The organism is Deltaproteobacteria bacterium, assembly GCA_016219225.1.
Classification (GTDB): Bacteria; Desulfobacterota; RBG-13-43-22; order RBG-13-43-22; family RBG-13-43-22; genus RBG-13-43-22.
Window position 1 is genome coordinate 17,031 of record JACRBX010000261.1, and the last position, 15,047, is coordinate 32,077.

Genomic DNA, 15,047 nt, shown 5'->3' on the forward strand with positions numbered 1-15,047 from the left:
CTTTTTGCGGACTTCCAAATAACTTAACCTTTTTTGGATAAGTTATTCCTTGATACAGCGCCGCTATGTGGCGTCCAAAAGCTTTTTACCAATCCATCACTCTTTATCCGGCTTGGTTTTTTTAAATTTCCCGACCAACAGATACAGCAGTAAAAACGGCCAATTGTAGATAAGGCCCGCCCCGCTTGAAAATCCGATATTCCTGATCAATTTCAGACCGGGAAGATTTTCAAAGGGATCGTCATTAATCAGGTACGTCCAGGTGGCCGAAGGCCTTTTCAGGGCCTGTCCCGCAGGCGCAATTTTTTTTCCGGTGACTCTCATGGTGTTAAATATTTCAACGGCTTTAATTTCCACCGCTCTTAATAGATCACTGAATCTGATAACGGCCAATTTTTGAAATTCGAAAAAGGGTTCCAGCCCGCCAAGCCGTTGCAAGTGGATGCCCTCCCGGATTTCAGTCATATCGGCAAGGTACTGAGACCAAGAGGCATCAAGGCAGTGCAGCAGGATCTTTTGACTCATGCGGTTCAAGTGGTTGTCGTCAATCAGTAATCGGTATTCATGCCGTTTCTCCGGCGAACTCGAAATAAATAATTCCAATGCAAAATGGTCATTCAGAAATTCACACCGTTTATCAAACATAATCCGGCGTTGCTGTTCGATGGTGTCCGAATATTTAAAAAGCGTCTTTTTGATTTCCAGATTCTGTCCTTCGATAATGCGCTGCATGCGGTCTATTTCTCTCCGGAGAACTTTTTTTTCAATTTCTCCCTGTTGATGATCCCTTAAGATGCCAGAGGGGAGGAGGTCCTTAAATCGATATCGGACAAACAAATCATCTTCCAGACTGATAAAAAAGCGGGAAGAGCCGGGGTCCCCCTGCCGCCCGGCCCGGCCGCGAAGCTGCATGTCGATTCTTTGGCTTTCATGGCGGTTTGTTCCTATCACATATAATCCGCCTAAGGCCAGGACTTGCTCTTTTTCTACTTCATCATCTTCACCCAACCGGATATCCGTCCCCCGTCCGGCCATATTCGTCGATATGGTTACAGCCCCAAGCCTGCCGGCCCGGGCGATAATGCCGGCTTCGTATTCATCGTTTTTGGCATTGAGCACCGCGCACCTGATGCCCTGTTCCTGTAAGGCCTGGGCAAGCTCGGCCGATTCAGCTACGCTTCGCGTGCCTGCCAGTACGGGACGCCGGGTCCAATGGACATTGACGATCTCAGCGATTAGGGCAGTCTGTTTTTCCGTTCTGGTCCTGAAGACAAGGTCTTTATGGTCGATTCTTATGCAAGGCCTATGGGGAGGTATCGAAACGATACTGAGATTATAAAATTGTCGAAACTCTTCTTCGGCTGACCGGGCCGTAGCGGTCATGCCGCAGATTTTAGGATATAATTGTAAAAAGTGCTGTAGGGTTATGGAATTGAGAACCTGGCCGTGGGTCCGCGTCGGGACGTTTTCTTTAGCCTCCAAGGCCGCCTGAAGTCCGTCCGGCCAGCGCCGTTTATCGGCAACGCGACCGGTGAACTCATCCACCAACTCAATTTTTCCATTTCGAACAATGTAATCGACGTCCCGATGCAACAGTAATTCCGCATGAAGGGCACAATTCAATTGGGGCAGGAGGTCGGTATTCTCAGAAGCATAAAGATCCCCGCATGCCAAGAGCTTTTCCACACGTTCCACCCCCGAATCGGTCAAGTAGATATTTCGCTCCGAGTCATGGAATTCCACATCAACCCCGAGGGTTAATCTTCGGGCAATATCCGTCAGGCGACAGGGTTCTGGGATGAATTCCTCTGAAGCCCCGGCAATAATCAGGGGAATGCGGGCTTCGTCGATCAAGATGGAATCGGCTTCATCGATAATGGCAAAGTTGAATGGTCGTTGCACACACTCTTCCGGCTTATAGCAAAGGCTGTCCCGCAAAAAATCAAATCCTGCTTCTTTGGCCGTGAGGTAGGTCACATCCGAGACATAGGCCTTTTGCCGTTCACCAGGACTCATCCCTTCCTGGACGTGGCCCACGGAAAGCCCCAGGAAATGATAAATCGGACCCATCCACCGGGCATCACGGCGGGCCAGATAATCGTTAAAGGTCAGGACATGAACCCCTTTCCCCGTAAGGGCATTGAGGAAGGCGGGGAAAACGGCCGTTAATGTCTTGCCCTCCCCGGTTTGCATCTCGGCCAGCTTTCCTTGATGAAGAACAATGCCCCCGATGAGTTGCACATCAAACGGCCTTAGCCCCAATACGCGCCGGACAACTTCAGCCACCAGGGCAAAGGCCTCTATCAAAAGATCGTCCAAGGAGCCTTCCTGGCGGGCACGAAAAGACAATTGACCGGAAATATCTTTCAGTTGAATGTCGGTTTTCTCATGAAAAGTTTTCCAACATGGATTAATTTCATTAAGTATCTGATTATAATGACTCATATCATTTTCAATGGTTTGTCCGTTAAGACGTTGGCAAAGTCTTTCTAACAATGTCGTTATGCGTTTAGTTAGCATGGCATTCTCCTCTGGGCAGCGGGCACCCTTTCGTCTTGCCTCCCTCCCACACCTTCCCCATCCGATGGAGGAGGGCAGGTGTGGGGGTGGGGTGCCACGGAGTATGAAAATAAGGTCAAGGTTCAAGGTACAGGGTTCAAGGTTTTTCACGCTTGAAACTTGCATCTTGCAACTTAAAACTGTTTTATCGTAATAATCAGCTATGACAGGGAGAATTCGTGAGGGAGAGGGTCGTTATCCGAGGATTGATGACAACGGTTTTTTTTCTTAAGAATTGACAGTAGGTGGTGGGTGGGTGTATGGACTGGCTGATCGTCCGTCGACTGCTCCAGGAAGCGAAATGATTCAATGAAAGGCCGGGCACTGTGTTTATCAAGGATCTCTAAATGGCCGAAAAATAAACCCTTGTTTGGTTTTAACGAAAAAAGATGGTTAGGATTTTTGAGATGGCCGCCTAATGGCTTTTGAACAACAAGCTCAATCTGGGCAGCGCTGGGATTATGGAATTGTTTGGTTAAAGAGCATAGGCCATTGCCGCCTTGCAGCAAGAATACCCAGGTAATCGCAATACAAAAAAGCTTCAGGAATGAATGGTTCTTTTGTCCGGTATTCATATCGGCCTATCGATATTTGATGCTTTCGTAAAAAGTCCTGAAGCGTACATTTGCGTCATTCCCGTGAAAACGGGAATCCAGTGATTTTAATTAGTTACTCATGACCTGGATTCCCGCCTACGCGGGAATGACGACTTTTTACGAGACCATCAATTTTTGAATCCTATCAATTTATTCGGTTCAAATTTTACATCTCATTTCCTGATAAACCGGTCCTTGAAAAACCCCTGACTGAGGTAGAGGGCGGCTACCGGGTTATGGCCCAAGGCCCGGTCCTTGACCACCAGGGGGGTGGTCTCCGCTTTACAGTTGCGTAAAAACAGGATGTCGTGTCCCAGGCAGAGGCCGACCATGATATTCAGCTCGGTTTTCTCCCGGTTGAGCACCTCGGCCTGCAGGATGGGATTGCATAAAATATTGCCCGGCATGCCCACCTCTTTGGGATGCACCTCCCCGCAGAGACAGGATACGGAGACCACCTCGAATCTATTGTTTTCGAGAACGTCGGACAAAAATCTCGATTCGCGCATCAGGGCATAACAGGTGGCGATTCCAATTCTATTCATGCCCCTTATCCGGGCATATTCCATAATTTCATCCACCCTGGTCCAGGAAAACATCTCTCTCGGTCTTTCCGGGTTGCGCACCTTATCCATCAAACCCTGCCAACCCTTGTTCACCGCTTCGTTCTCGGGCAGCCGGTATTTCTCCGTCACCTCCCGGATCAGGCCCGGGTATTTTTCCGTCGGGCAGGACGGCGGCACTTTTTTGTCCTTATCTTCAGCACCGCATCGAAGGACGGTACATTTTACGCATTGTGGAGCAGGCTTTTCCATAGGAGACCTCCTGGTATTTTATCGAATTTAATGAATATTTTTTATCGTCCGTGTGCGTCTGAGTGGGTCCGTGGCTAATTGCAGTTACTCCGTCAATTCCGGAAGATCAAGCAGAAAACGCCATATGGGGACCACCTCAATGGCCCCATCAATCCGTTCGACATCGTTCCGGGTCACAATGGTTCCGGTCTTGAGATTTAGTTCGGCCATCGCTTCGCTCAGAGCCGCAACCTCCCGCTTCCTGGTCTGCGGTCCGGTCAGAGACTCGCACACCTGGAACAACATCGGCTTGCGGTTCTGTCCCGAAACGATGAAATCGACCTCCTTGCCGATCTTCGTTCTGTAATAGAAGATCTCCGGATAAAGACGACGCAGGGCCGTGAAGGTGAGATTCTCCAGGAGATGTCCGGAATTAACCAGAATCCCAGACGACACTGAACTGACCAGGGCGTGATCAATGCAATAAATTTTTTTCGGATTAGTGTTACTGCGCATTAGCGATGCGTCGAATAGCCGCACCGTAAAGAGGAAATAGGCGTCTTCAAACCATTCCAGGTAATCCGCCACTGCCGACTTGGGGGCCTTGTGACCCAACGATTTCAGGTATCCTGTCAGTCTATTGATAGAATACATGGAGGCCGTGCTGTCCACAAGCCAATGGGCGAGATCGGACACCGCCTTGGGATGGGAGATGTCGTGACGCTCGATCAAGTCCCTGAACATTATGGTGTGAAAATATTCCTGATGGATCTTGATTCTTAAGATTCGGCTAAGGCCGGCAACCTCGGGGAAGCCCCCGGTTTCCCAGTATTCTTCAAAGGCCCTCTGGATGAGGAGACGCTTCTTAGTCGATAGGGGACCTACGCTTTCGATACCCTTGTAATCCAGAAATTCTCTGAACGAGAAGGGAAACATCTCCCATGACAACGCCCGCCCGCGCATTTGAGTGGCAATTTCCTTTGAAAGCATCTGCGACGATGATCCCGTGAGATAGACCTGACATTTCTCGGTCCGCATGAGCCGGTCCATGAAAGGCTCCCAGCCGGGAATAGCCTGGATTTCGTCGAAAAAACAATAAACCGTCTCGGTATTTTTCTTCTCCGGATAAATCGAAAAGTAGGCTTCGCTGATCAACCCGAGATTGTCCTCTCGAAGGTTATGGAGACGGTCGTCGAAGAAATTAAGGTATAAAATATTTTTTACCGAAACTCCACTCTCCAGAAGCCGCTGGATGACTTGAAACAGGTAGGTGGACTTACCGCCTCGGCGCACACCGATGCAGACAGCAGCCTTTCCCGGCACCGCTTCGATACGTAAGCGTCGGGGGACTCCAGTCTGTTGATGAACCTCCTGGAAGTCAAGGATGATGGACTTGATCGTCTCTTTCATTGAATAATCCTGGATATATTTATTACCGATTAAGCCATTAACCGGTAATAAATATATCCAGTTTTAAATATATTGTCAAGCCTTTTCCCGGACTCGACTAAATCCTTTCTCTCGTCGGCTACAGGAATGGAAAGCTGGGAAAGGCGATAAAAGGACATCCTGGAAGGGTACGATTTCGTTCCTTTAACAGCGATTTTCGCAGAGCCTTAACCGTCATTTCAATATAAGATTTTGAGGTCATTATTTAAACTCGAGATTTAACTTGGCGCCATCGAGCCAGGAGAGGGTCTGAGGAAGACGGGGCCAAGGAACATTACGCAAAATAGGATTATGAGCTTGTCGTGGATAAGTAACCAGGATTTCCTCGCCTTTGATTCGAACCGTACCTTTGCCTTTTACGAAATGGCGATAAATTGTTGGGGCATCACATTGTTCGAATCCTCTAAGTTTTTGTGCCAGCATACTATAGAGGGTATCAGCCATCATGGTCATAAGAACATCAAAGTGGACCTTGACCAGAATAGGAGACGACAGGGCATTGAGATGGAAGAATTTAACCGCTTCGGAAATCACATTTTCGACCCGCCACCTTCTGGCATAATCTCCCACCAGGCGCTCCACCGGGGAACTGAAATCATTGGAGATGAGGAAGGCCGGCTCTTCCCGGCCATTTCCCCTGATGATAACCTGTCGAAGGGTTCCTTCGTAATCCCCCAGGGTAATCTCCGATTGATGAACCAAAGGGTTGGGGTATTTCCGTTTGTCGTGGGGGATATGGATCTTGTCCCAGGGTTTGAGCTTATCCAGATTCTCAATCAGTTTTTTCCCCCTTCGTCTAAGGGTAATAAACTTAACTCCTTGCTCATTCAACTGCGAAAGATGTTGGTAGGTCGTGAATTTGGAATCAAAGATCAAGGTGGAAGAAACGCCTCTTCTCATCTTTTTCCAGAAGGCCAGAAAGTCCAGAACCTGATCGCTGGCCTCCTCCCATTGAATATCGGCCGCCGTGTACAGGATCAGCTTGGAGGAGGCATCTTGGGCCACCAAAGTCAAGGCCCCCTTCATCCTTTTCCCTCTGGCCCCCGCCCAATGTTCCTGAAGAACCGATTCTTCCCCATAATGGGGGATGGTATGGAAGTCGAGGTTAATGATGTTGCCATCGTACAGGCCCAGGGCAACGGCCTTTTTCACAAACCCTTTCTGAAGGTTCAGCAAATGGACCGCGTCCAGGGAATAAGAATAGGTCGACATGGCCGTACATTTGGGCAGGACATTAAGCCCAGCCAACAGACCCAGGCCGGGATCGAAGGCATGATCACCGATATGAGCGTATCGTTCAGTACCCAAGAGCTTCAGCGCCAGGAAGGACAAAAAGTAGCTTGTGGCCGGAATGATTTTGGTTCCCGGCAATCCTGCGGCCCGAATCAATTCCGGCAGATTAAATTTTTCGATAAAGGGGGCAAAAAGGAAGACCCCAGCCGAGGCACATTCATAACTGGACCCATCCAAGTTTCTGATGGAAATACCCTCCGATTTAAGGGGTACAGCCGCTCCTTTAACGGTCAGGCCGATCTTAAGGCGAGTCCGCCGGGGAAGCTTAGGAAACCCTTCTTCAGCCAAGACGCGCTCCACGGTTCGGACCGAGATCTCTGTCCCTTCCTCGGAAAGCAATTGAGAGATCTCTCCGGCGGAAAGATGACCCTGCCTCCAGGTACGGATCTTTTGACGGATTTCATTGGTAACGCGATAACGGGCCGCCGTTCCTTCCGGAACGGGTTCGGAGAAGTCTATCAGGCCGGTCATAAACTGGTGACGAAGGAGATGAATATATCCTGGGGTGTACCCGAATCGTTCCCCGACTATAGCGGCGGGAAGGCGATCGACAAAGGAAGCTCGTAAGGCTTCATAGCGCCGTTGCCAGTCATGGACAGGGTTGGTGAAGAAGGCCGCATCCCGCATGGCGATCTTATATAATATGACGATTAAAATGTCAAGTACTATTTTATTAAAATAGATCCCCCGGCTTGAATTTATTTTCATACGCTGGCCACAATTGATAATTTTACTTGTCATTACTGAATTATTGGCCTTAATAATAACGTTTTAAAAATGAATATTGCTGGGTGTATGAGATTTAATCTATTATATTCCAACTTATAATCGTCACCTTATATAAGATTGACTGGCAGCGAAAAACCGATGCCAATGTTAACATATTTAAATCATTTAACTTTTTAAAGATGCGCGCCATAAAATCTGGCTATAAAAGAAAAAACGGGCGTCTGCGAAAATCGCTGTTTAAGGAAAAATGAAAAAAATTTAAGGGCAAAGAAAAAAAGCTTGCATTTAAATAAAATTGCTATATATTAAACTTAACAAATATGGATTTAATATGAAGTTAAAAATATTAAAAGGTGGCAACGATGAAGATCAGCAACGAGAAAAAAATGGAAACCCGGCTCAAGATAATCAAGATCGCCGTGGAAATCATCACTGAAAAGGGCCTTAAGGATACCACGATGCGGGCCATCGCCAAGGGGGCTGACATCGGGGAAGCGACGATCTATAACTATTTTCCGACCAAGGAATCGATTCTCTTTGCCTATTATGAGCAACAGCTTCAGACTTGTGCGATGCGGCTTAAATCCATCCGGGGCTTTAATAAATTCACCCTCCAGGAGCAACTGCAAACCTTCCTGGAAACAAACCTGGAGCTTTTTTTGCCGGACCGGGAGTTTGTCCAGGAGAGCTTTAAGACGATTTTCTTTTCCTTAATCCAACAGGTTAAACAACTGCAGGCCATTCGGGCCATTTTTTTCGATACCGTCAACGCCCTGTTCGAGGCCGCCGTGGAAAAGGGAGAAATACCGGAGCAGGTCTTTCAGGAAATACTGGTACAATTTGTTTGGGATTATTATATCGGCGTCATTCTCTATTGGTTAAACGACAAATCCGACCAGTTCAATGATACCAGCCTGTTGATCGACAAAAGTCTCAGTCTGGCCACCAGCTTTCTTAAGGCCGGCATCGTGAATAAAATCTTTGATATCGCCCAGTTTTTATTCAAACAACATGTTTTGACCCGATTTGATTTTTTCCGTCAGCAGGTCGACACCCTGCATAAAATGAAACGCGCCTTTATGGATGAAACCGATGAAAAACGAAATACCCCAGGGGAAATGGCGAAGAAGCCTCGCCGGAAGTAAAACCGCGGTCCAGGTGGGCGGCAAATTATTAAAGTACGTCGCCCAAAAACCGTTTTTATCCGCAACCGGCAGGGAAGAGGCCAGGGCCGATCTGGAACGCGAAAGCGCCAGGATTGTATTTCAAGGTTTGAGCGTACTGAAAGGCACGGCCATAAAGATCGCCCAACTGTTGAGTCTGGAACTGGACATTTTCCCTGCCGCGGTGCGGAAAGAACTGGAAAAATCTTATAACCAGGTGCCGGCCATGAATCAGGCCCTGGTACGGAAAGCCATCCAAAATGCCTTTGGCCAAGCGCCGGAAAAGGTTTTTCATACCTTCGAACCCCAGGCCTTTGCTGCGGCCAGCCTGGGACAGGTCCACCGGGCCACGGACCGCCACGGCACCCCATTGGCGGTCAAGGTGCAATATCCCGGCATTCGGAGCACCATCACCAGCGATATTCAATTGATCAGAAACCTGACCCGGCCCCTGGCCGAGTACGACCTGATCGGTCCGGCCTTACAGGAAATTGAAGGACGGCTTCTGGAAGAGGTCGACTACCAACAGGAAGCCCGCCATATCCTTTTTTTCCGCAGGCACCTAAAAATGGACCACTTGCAAATTCCGGAGGTCAGAAAAGATAAAACCTCCGCCAACGTCTTGAGCACAACCTTTATATCCGGAAGGCCGCTCCATATATGGCTGAGGTCAAACCCCGGCCGGGAGGCCCGGGATACCGTGGCCCAGCGGTTGTACGACTTGTTTATAACGAGCCTGTATAACCTTAATTGTTTCCATGCCGATCCCAATCCGGGCAATTTTATCATCAACCGGGATTTGACCGTCGGGCTGGTCGATTTCGGCTGTGTCAAACGGCTCAGCCCGGATTTTGTTCATCATTATCGGCAACTTCCCGGGGCAATCCTAAAACAGGACCAGGAAGCCCATTTCCATTTGTTTCGGAAACTGAGACTGATTCGCCCCGGTATCGAACCGGAGGTCCAGGAACAGTTGTTTCAGGTTATGCAGCGCTTTGGAGAATGGTTTGGCCGGTTGTACCGGGAAGAGGTTTTTGATTTCAAAGCCAACGGAAACTTTATCCGCGAGGGCCGGGCACTTTCCAACGAAATGTTTAAATTGCGCCGCCATATAGAGATGAACCCGGATTTTCTTTTCCTGGATCGGACCCGATACGGTCTTTTCCGTTTGTTCGAACAAATGGGCGCCCGGGTACGGATCCGGAATGCCTATGAATTAAATTAGGACGCAGATTTTCGCCGATACCCGCAGATCACTATTCTTTCTATTCAAAATCTTGGTAACCTGCGTCGATCTGCGGAAAAAAGTTCAAAGATGAAAGCTCAAAGCTCAAAGTGAACCTCCCGGACAGGGCTCAAGGTTTTTACCCTTGCAACTTGAGACTTGCTTCTTGCAACTTAATTATCGGACTAAGGAGGAAAAAATGAAACGTCAGCCCAATTATCCCTTGCTCTTAGGAGCGTGGTTGAGCCTCCTGGCTGCTTTTCTGCACATTGCCATTATCATCGGCGGCGCCGAATGGTATCGTTTTTTCGGGGCCGGCGAACGATTATCCGCCATGGCCGCCGCTGGCTCGCCTGTGCCGGCGATATTGGCCGTTGGCATGACCCTTATCCTCTTTCTCTGGGCCGGTTATGCCTTTTCCGGGGCCGGGGTCATATCCCCCTTTCCCCTCCTCAAACCGGCCCTGGTCATCATTTCGGGCATCTACCTGGCCCGCGGCCTGGTCCTGGTCCCGGCCGCCCTTTTTCGGCCGGAATCCCTGAACGGGGTCAAGATCTGGACTTCGCTGGTTTGCCTTGGAATGGGCCTGTCTTATGCGATCGGTACCTGGCAGGCAAAAAGAATTATAGACAACGAACCGGAGAGACGGGTGGATCCCCGAATCTTGTCCAGGGCTAAATTTTGCAAGGACACCTGTCCCATCTGCCGCTACGGCCGTAAAAAAGGCAAAGGGGTTGCCTTCCAACTGGTCAGGCTGGAACGCCGATTCTGCCCCTTTTGCCGTGCCTATGAGCAGGTATACCGCAAGCCTGCCTATCGATAAAGCTTGATCTTTTGAAAAAAATCATCGGATCGGAGGAAAAAATATGGATATCACCCCTCATTGGCCGGCCATACGAAGGACTTTCGGGGACGCCTTGAGCACCTCCCTGCATTCCGCCATCGCCACCATTAATGATGACGGCACACCTCATCTGACCCCTATCGGGTCTTTGATATTGCGGGAGGCGCCCAGCGGTTTTTTCTTTGACGAGTTTTCTTATACCCTGTCCAGAAATGTAAAACATAACCCGCGGGTTTGTGTGCTGGCCGTCAACAGCAGCCGATTATTCTGGTACCGATCCCTCTGGCAGGGCCGGTTCGGCAAGGCGCCGGCTGTCCGCCTCCTCGGTACCGTCGGTGACCGGCGCCAGGCTACCGCAATCGAAATGGAATTATTTCATCGAAAGCTGAAACCCTTCCGTCGGCTTAAAGGCTACCAGATGCTGTGGCAGAACATGAAAACCGTACGGGATCTCTCTTTTGACGGATTCGAACCGGTTCACTGCGGGGCCATGACCCAGGGGCTTTGGTAGCAGATGGAGGTCTTCCACTCGGGCCGGACACAGGGAAAAGGGTAAATTGCCAAACCTTTAAAAATTGTATAAAATAAAACCACACTGGTTTTTATATCGATGCGTTTCTTTAACCGTCATTCCGGCATGCTTTTAGCCGGAATCCAGGGACTTTGATTTTCTCATTTTCCTAAAAAACCTGGATTCCCGATAAAGACAATCGGGAATGACAAAAAAAACATGCTGTAGTGATAATAAAGATTAAAATGGGAGCATCATGAGAAAAGGAGATGTAAAAAAGACCACCGCCTGGATTGAAAGTTGGAAGGAAATCGGCCCCAGATTGGAACATCTTCGCCGCCAGGAATTGAGAAAGATTTCCACGGCCCGATCCCTGCAAAATTTATCCGGAGCCTTTGAGTCCTGCCGCCTTCATTTTAAACCTAAGCTCCACCTCCGGATTGGTGGAGCAACAGGCCTGGTTTAAAAAAATGCGCTCATGATCGAATTATTTCAGATCGCCCTTACTCTTGCTTGATCTTACAGAAACCGATGCAATGTCCGTAGGCCTGAAGCCGCTCTTGAAGGGTGCCCGTGTGCAATTCAAACAGGTGGTTGTCGTAATCATAGAAATATAGCGATCGCCCTTCCCCTTGGACCCGCGGCCGCCCCTCCCGGAACTCAACGCCGGCCTCTTCCAGACGTCTTTTATATTCCTCAAATTCACTTTCCGGGATTTTGAAAGCAATATGGTTGTAGCTCCGCTCGGAAAGGGGGCGGCCTTCCATGATGGCCAGCCATACCCCCGCACAAAAGAAAAATTTTTCCTTAGACAAAGAAAACGTTTGTTCCCCACTGGAGTAGACCTCTTCAGCGCCCAATACCGACTTGAACAGGTTTGCCGTCCGTTCAAGGTCTTGAACGATGAGGGTAATATGGCTGATTCCTTCAATAGGCATCGCCGACCGCCAGAGGCCTTTATCCGCCGGCAAAGGTGGGTCTATCCGGCCTGGGTTTCATGAGGGACATCCATTTCTCCGGATTTGTTAAGGGCTCGAAGCCCAATTTTTTGTAAACCCCATGGGCATCCAGTGTGCCGAGAAGCCATTGATAGACGTCTTTCAGTTCCGGATGGGAAAGGGCAAACCTGACCATCTTCTGGCCTATCCCTTGGCGGCGGTAGTTTTCATGGACCACCACATCCATGAGATAAGCAAACCGCACCTTATCGGACACCACCCTCAGGAAACCAATCTGCTGACCGGTTTCCATATAGGCCCCGACGACCAGTGCGGAATTTTTTATCCCTTTCAAGATCTCATTTTTGGTTATTCCGGGACTCCAAAATACTTTGGATAGCATGTGTTCTATATCATCTATACAAAAGTTGTCTCTATCAGCCCTTATTTCAACCGCCATCCTTTTCTCCTAAAATATCTCATTGAATATCCTCCATCCAATTTGTGGATTCATTTTCGGGCGATCTTTTCCGATGAAGACCTGAGTAAACCGGAAGCCAGAAAGGCCATAGCAGCGAGGAAGGCAGCGGGGACGCACACAGCCCACAGTCCCAGGCCGACCGAGTGATGGTCGGCGATATAGCCGATCAGGACCGGGGCCAGGGTGGCCAGGGCATAACCCAGGGTGGTGATCAGACCAAGGGCCAGTCCTTTAAAATCGGAAAAGATCAAGCCGGTTGAGGTCCACAGGGCGCCCATGACCCCTGAGCCGATAAAGCCGGCCAGAAGGGTAAACAGACCCTGGGAGGTCGGATGTTTTACGGCCAGGGCCAGGATGAAAAAAAGGGTCAGGGCCAGGCCACTGATCGTTCCCACCTTATGATAGCCCACCCTGTCGGATATCCAGCCCAGGACAGGCCGTCCGATAAATTGACCCAGGCCGTAAAAACCGGCCATGACCCCGGCCACGGCCGTGGTCAGCCCAACTTCCAATTCCAGGTAGGCCGGATACCACATGGTAAACCCGAATTCGGCCGAGATCTGGAAGGCGGCCACCAGACCCAATAAGATCAGCATCAGGATACGGCCTGATTTGAAGAATTCCCTTTTGAAATAGGGGCCTGAGGGTTTTTGAATCTCCAACCTGGGCCAGAACTGAAAAAGCAATCCACCCAGGGCCAATCCGATTATTCCGGCCAGCCAGAAGGGGCTTCGCCAATTGCCGGAAGCATTTAAAAGCCAACCGGCCAGGGCCGGGCCGACAAACCAGCCCAGGGACGACCCGGAGGACATAAGGGTCAGAAAAAATCCGGGGCGCTCCGGGAAAAGCTCCAGGGTAAAGGCCAACAGGGGGATGAAAAAAAAGGGCTCTGTCACACCGGTGAAAAAACGGGCCAGGAATAACTGATTGGGGTTCTGAGCCAGCCCGCAAAGAACCGTCATGGTTGAAAAGCCGAAGATCCCAAACAGGATAGCTCGTTTTCGGCCGAAGCGGTCCGACAGCCACCCGGCCAGGATGGGCGAGAGCATATACCCCATGATGGAGGCCGAGCCGATCGTTCCCACTGCGGTTTTGGTGATCTGAAACTCTTTCATCAAGGCCGGGATGACCGGTCCGAAGATCCAGCGCTGGGTGAAATAAAGGACCATCCCCAGCCAGCATAGGAAGAAAAAGATCCATTTAACACGAAAATCAAGTTTCAAGTCTCAAGTCCCAAGTTAGAAGCATTCATAAAATTCAATAAATTAGGACGCAGATTTTCGCCGATACACGCAGATAACTATTTTTTATTCAAAATCCTGGAAATCTGCGTTCATCCGCGTCCAAAATCCTAATTCCAGCATTAAGTATCCCTCAGACCCCTGAACGCCGCAGTTATTAGTACCTCAAAAAAGAAAATATTTCAAGCCGTCCAAGGGACATTTATCCTTGACATTCATAAACAATATGTTTATAGTAGCCCCGTGATTCAAACTTTTGCCTCTTCCGAAACGGAACACTTCTTTGCCACCGGGAAATCACGCCGCTTGCCGTCGGAAATACTGAAACGCGCAGCAATGCGCTTGACCCAGTTGGATGGGGCCGTCTGCCTCGACGATCTACGTATCCCCTCTTCCAACAGACTGGAAGCGTTGGCTCGTGACCGCATGGGTCAATGGAGCATTCGCATTAACGACCAGTGGCGCGTTTGTTTTCGCTTTGAAAATGGTGATGCTTATGAAGTGGAAATCGTTGATTATCACTAAAGGAGACACAAACATGGTTAAGAATGGTTTGCCCGCAATGCATCCGGGAGAATTCCTGGTAGAAATTTTGAGAGAAATGGGGCTATCTCAAGCTGAGTTCGCGCGCACCATCGGGGTATCGCCTATGCGTATTTCTCATGTTGTCAAAGGTGATCGTCCGGTGACAGCAGAACTGGCGTTGCTGTTTGGTCGTGCATTCAATCAGTCACCACAATATTGGCTCAATCTTCAAGCATCTTACGATTTAAAGATTGCAAGGGCGAGTATCGGCAAACGCCTTGCTGGTATACAGGCCCTCGCGCATGCCTGATTACCGCCTTACATCGCCAGATAGCAACTCCAAATGCCAATACAGTAATCCAGAACGTGCTTTAAAATTCAATGTCAATCAGGTAAGGATAAGGAAAGGCCATCCCCAGGTTAGCCGGGCAGTGAATTGCGCCGGGAAAATCTGCCGTTAATAACAAAGCACGTTCTGCACGAACGTCTCGTTCACCGTTCATTTAGTCTGGCTTTTCCCTTTATTCGTAAACAAATTATTCAATAATCGTGTCAAATTAATTATGGCGGTTTTCAAAAAAATATGATTCGAAATGGCCTATTTTTAGAGGTTCCCAGGTTTCGGCTAAAACCAAGCTTCAGAAATTACCGCCATATTTTATTTTACAAAAAACATTTCGAGTTAATCAATTGTCTCGA

15 protein-coding genes are annotated in these 15,047 nt (G+C 49.1%); 7 read left to right on the plus strand and 8 right to left on the minus strand.

Annotation, left to right across the window (positions count from 1 at the left end; translation table 11 throughout):
* Nucleotides 1–96: 96 nt before the first annotated feature.
* From secA2 to HY879_21595, 5 genes are all read right to left on the minus strand, one after another.
* Nucleotides 97–2,520, minus strand: a complete 2,424-nt coding sequence (gene secA2 / locus HY879_21575) for an accessory Sec system translocase SecA2 (GenBank protein ID MBI5605933.1) — start codon at nucleotides 2,518–2,520, stop codon at nucleotides 97–99.
* A gap of 200 nt (nucleotides 2,521–2,720) precedes the next feature.
* Nucleotides 2,721–3,134: a hypothetical protein gene (locus HY879_21580; GenBank protein MBI5605934.1), complete on the minus strand. Its 414-nt coding sequence runs from the start codon at nucleotides 3,132–3,134 to the stop codon at nucleotides 2,721–2,723.
* Nucleotides 3,135–3,328: 194 nt separating this feature from the next.
* On the minus strand, nucleotides 3,329–3,970 hold the full coding sequence (locus tag HY879_21585; GenBank protein MBI5605935.1) for a DUF1847 domain-containing protein: 642 nt from the start codon (nucleotides 3,968–3,970) through the stop codon (nucleotides 3,329–3,331).
* 84 nt (nucleotides 3,971–4,054) lie between these two features.
* Nucleotides 4,055–5,359, minus strand: coding sequence for an ATP-binding protein (locus HY879_21590; protein MBI5605936.1), 1,305 nt, complete (start codon nucleotides 5,357–5,359; stop codon nucleotides 4,055–4,057).
* Between the two features lie 240 nt (nucleotides 5,360–5,599).
* A complete protein-coding gene (locus HY879_21595; GenBank protein MBI5605937.1) occupies nucleotides 5,600–7,318 on the minus strand; it encodes a transposase in 1,719 nt (572 codons plus the stop codon).
* A 464-nt stretch (nucleotides 7,319–7,782) separates the two neighbouring features.
* Here HY879_21595 and HY879_21600 point away from each other — a divergent pair, with 464 nt between their 5' ends.
* The 5 genes from HY879_21600 (at nucleotide 7,783) to HY879_21620 (ending at nucleotide 11,629) form a co-directional block, all read left to right on the plus strand.
* Nucleotides 7,783–8,565, plus strand: coding sequence for a TetR family transcriptional regulator (locus HY879_21600; GenBank protein ID MBI5605938.1), 783 nt, complete (start codon nucleotides 7,783–7,785; stop codon nucleotides 8,563–8,565).
* Nucleotides 8,513–9,808, plus strand: coding sequence for an AarF/ABC1/UbiB kinase family protein (locus HY879_21605; GenBank protein MBI5605939.1), 1,296 nt, complete (start codon nucleotides 8,513–8,515; stop codon nucleotides 9,806–9,808). The genes HY879_21600 and HY879_21605 overlap by 53 nt, the downstream gene beginning before the upstream one ends.
* A gap of 199 nt (nucleotides 9,809–10,007) precedes the next feature.
* Nucleotides 10,008–10,631 carry a hypothetical protein gene (locus HY879_21610; GenBank protein MBI5605940.1) on the plus strand — a complete coding sequence of 208 codons (624 nt, stop codon included), beginning with the start codon at nucleotides 10,008–10,010 and terminating at the stop codon, nucleotides 10,629–10,631.
* A 43-nt stretch (nucleotides 10,632–10,674) separates the two neighbouring features.
* Nucleotides 10,675–11,163 carry a pyridoxamine 5'-phosphate oxidase family protein gene (locus HY879_21615; protein MBI5605941.1) on the plus strand — a complete coding sequence of 163 codons (489 nt, stop codon included), beginning with the start codon at nucleotides 10,675–10,677 and terminating at the stop codon, nucleotides 11,161–11,163.
* Between the two features lie 256 nt (nucleotides 11,164–11,419).
* The gene (locus HY879_21620; GenBank protein ID MBI5605942.1) at nucleotides 11,420–11,629 is read left to right on the plus strand and encodes a hypothetical protein; all 210 of its coding nucleotides are present in this window, start codon (nucleotides 11,420–11,422) and stop codon (nucleotides 11,627–11,629) included.
* Nucleotides 11,630–11,666: 37 nt separating this feature from the next.
* Here HY879_21620 and fosX read toward each other — a convergent pair whose 3' ends face one another.
* From fosX to HY879_21635, 3 genes are read right to left on the minus strand one after another with little or no spacing between them, the layout of a single operon-like run.
* Complete coding sequence (fosX, locus tag HY879_21625; protein ID MBI5605943.1) at nucleotides 11,667–12,101, minus strand: FosX/FosE/FosI family fosfomycin resistance thiol transferase; 435 nt, start codon at nucleotides 12,099–12,101, stop codon at nucleotides 11,667–11,669.
* A gap of 19 nt (nucleotides 12,102–12,120) precedes the next feature.
* A complete protein-coding gene (locus HY879_21630; GenBank protein ID MBI5605944.1) occupies nucleotides 12,121–12,561 on the minus strand; it encodes a GNAT family N-acetyltransferase in 441 nt (146 codons plus the stop codon).
* A 50-nt stretch (nucleotides 12,562–12,611) separates the two neighbouring features.
* Nucleotides 12,612–13,805: an MFS transporter gene (locus HY879_21635; GenBank protein MBI5605945.1), complete on the minus strand. Its 1,194-nt coding sequence runs from the start codon at nucleotides 13,803–13,805 to the stop codon at nucleotides 12,612–12,614.
* 261 nt (nucleotides 13,806–14,066) lie between these two features.
* Between HY879_21635 and HY879_21640 the strand changes: the two genes are divergently transcribed.
* Nucleotides 14,067–14,348: a type II toxin-antitoxin system RelE/ParE family toxin gene (locus HY879_21640; GenBank protein MBI5605946.1), complete on the plus strand. Its 282-nt coding sequence runs from the start codon at nucleotides 14,067–14,069 to the stop codon at nucleotides 14,346–14,348.
* Between the two features lie 13 nt (nucleotides 14,349–14,361).
* Entirely contained in the window at nucleotides 14,362–14,658 is a 297-nt protein-coding gene (locus HY879_21645; GenBank protein MBI5605947.1) for a HigA family addiction module antidote protein, read from the plus strand.
* Nucleotides 14,659–15,047: the final 389 nt, after the last annotated feature.

What these genes read in the sequence shown, in the direction of transcription:
- secA2 (MBI5605933.1), bottom strand. Translation starts at nt 2,520, where the DNA reads ATGCTAACTAAACGCATAACGACATTGTTAGAAAGACTTTGCCAACGT.
- HY879_21580 (MBI5605934.1), bottom strand. Translation starts at nt 3,134, where the DNA reads ATGAATACCGGACAAAAGAACCATTCATTCCTGAAGCTTTTTTGTATT.
- HY879_21585 (MBI5605935.1), bottom strand. Translation starts at nt 3,970, where the DNA reads ATGGAAAAGCCTGCTCCACAATGCGTAAAATGTACCGTCCTTCGATGC.
- HY879_21590 (MBI5605936.1), bottom strand. Translation starts at nt 5,359, where the DNA reads ATGAAAGAGACGATCAAGTCCATCATCCTTGACTTCCAGGAGGTTCAT.
- HY879_21595 (MBI5605937.1), bottom strand. Translation starts at nt 7,318, where the DNA reads ATGCGGGATGCGGCCTTCTTCACCAACCCTGTCCATGACTGGCAACGG.
- HY879_21600 (MBI5605938.1), top strand. Translation starts at nt 7,783, where the DNA reads ATGAAGATCAGCAACGAGAAAAAAATGGAAACCCGGCTCAAGATAATC.
- HY879_21605 (MBI5605939.1), top strand. Translation starts at nt 8,513, where the DNA reads ATGAAAAACGAAATACCCCAGGGGAAATGGCGAAGAAGCCTCGCCGGA.
- HY879_21610 (MBI5605940.1), top strand. Translation starts at nt 10,008, where the DNA reads ATGAAACGTCAGCCCAATTATCCCTTGCTCTTAGGAGCGTGGTTGAGC.
- HY879_21615 (MBI5605941.1), top strand. Translation starts at nt 10,675, where the DNA reads ATGGATATCACCCCTCATTGGCCGGCCATACGAAGGACTTTCGGGGAC.
- HY879_21620 (MBI5605942.1), top strand. Translation starts at nt 11,420, where the DNA reads ATGAGAAAAGGAGATGTAAAAAAGACCACCGCCTGGATTGAAAGTTGG.
- fosX (MBI5605943.1), bottom strand. Translation starts at nt 12,101, where the DNA reads ATGCCTATTGAAGGAATCAGCCATATTACCCTCATCGTTCAAGACCTT.
- HY879_21630 (MBI5605944.1), bottom strand. Translation starts at nt 12,561, where the DNA reads ATGGCGGTTGAAATAAGGGCTGATAGAGACAACTTTTGTATAGATGAT.
- HY879_21645 (MBI5605947.1), top strand. Translation starts at nt 14,362, where the DNA reads ATGGTTAAGAATGGTTTGCCCGCAATGCATCCGGGAGAATTCCTGGTA.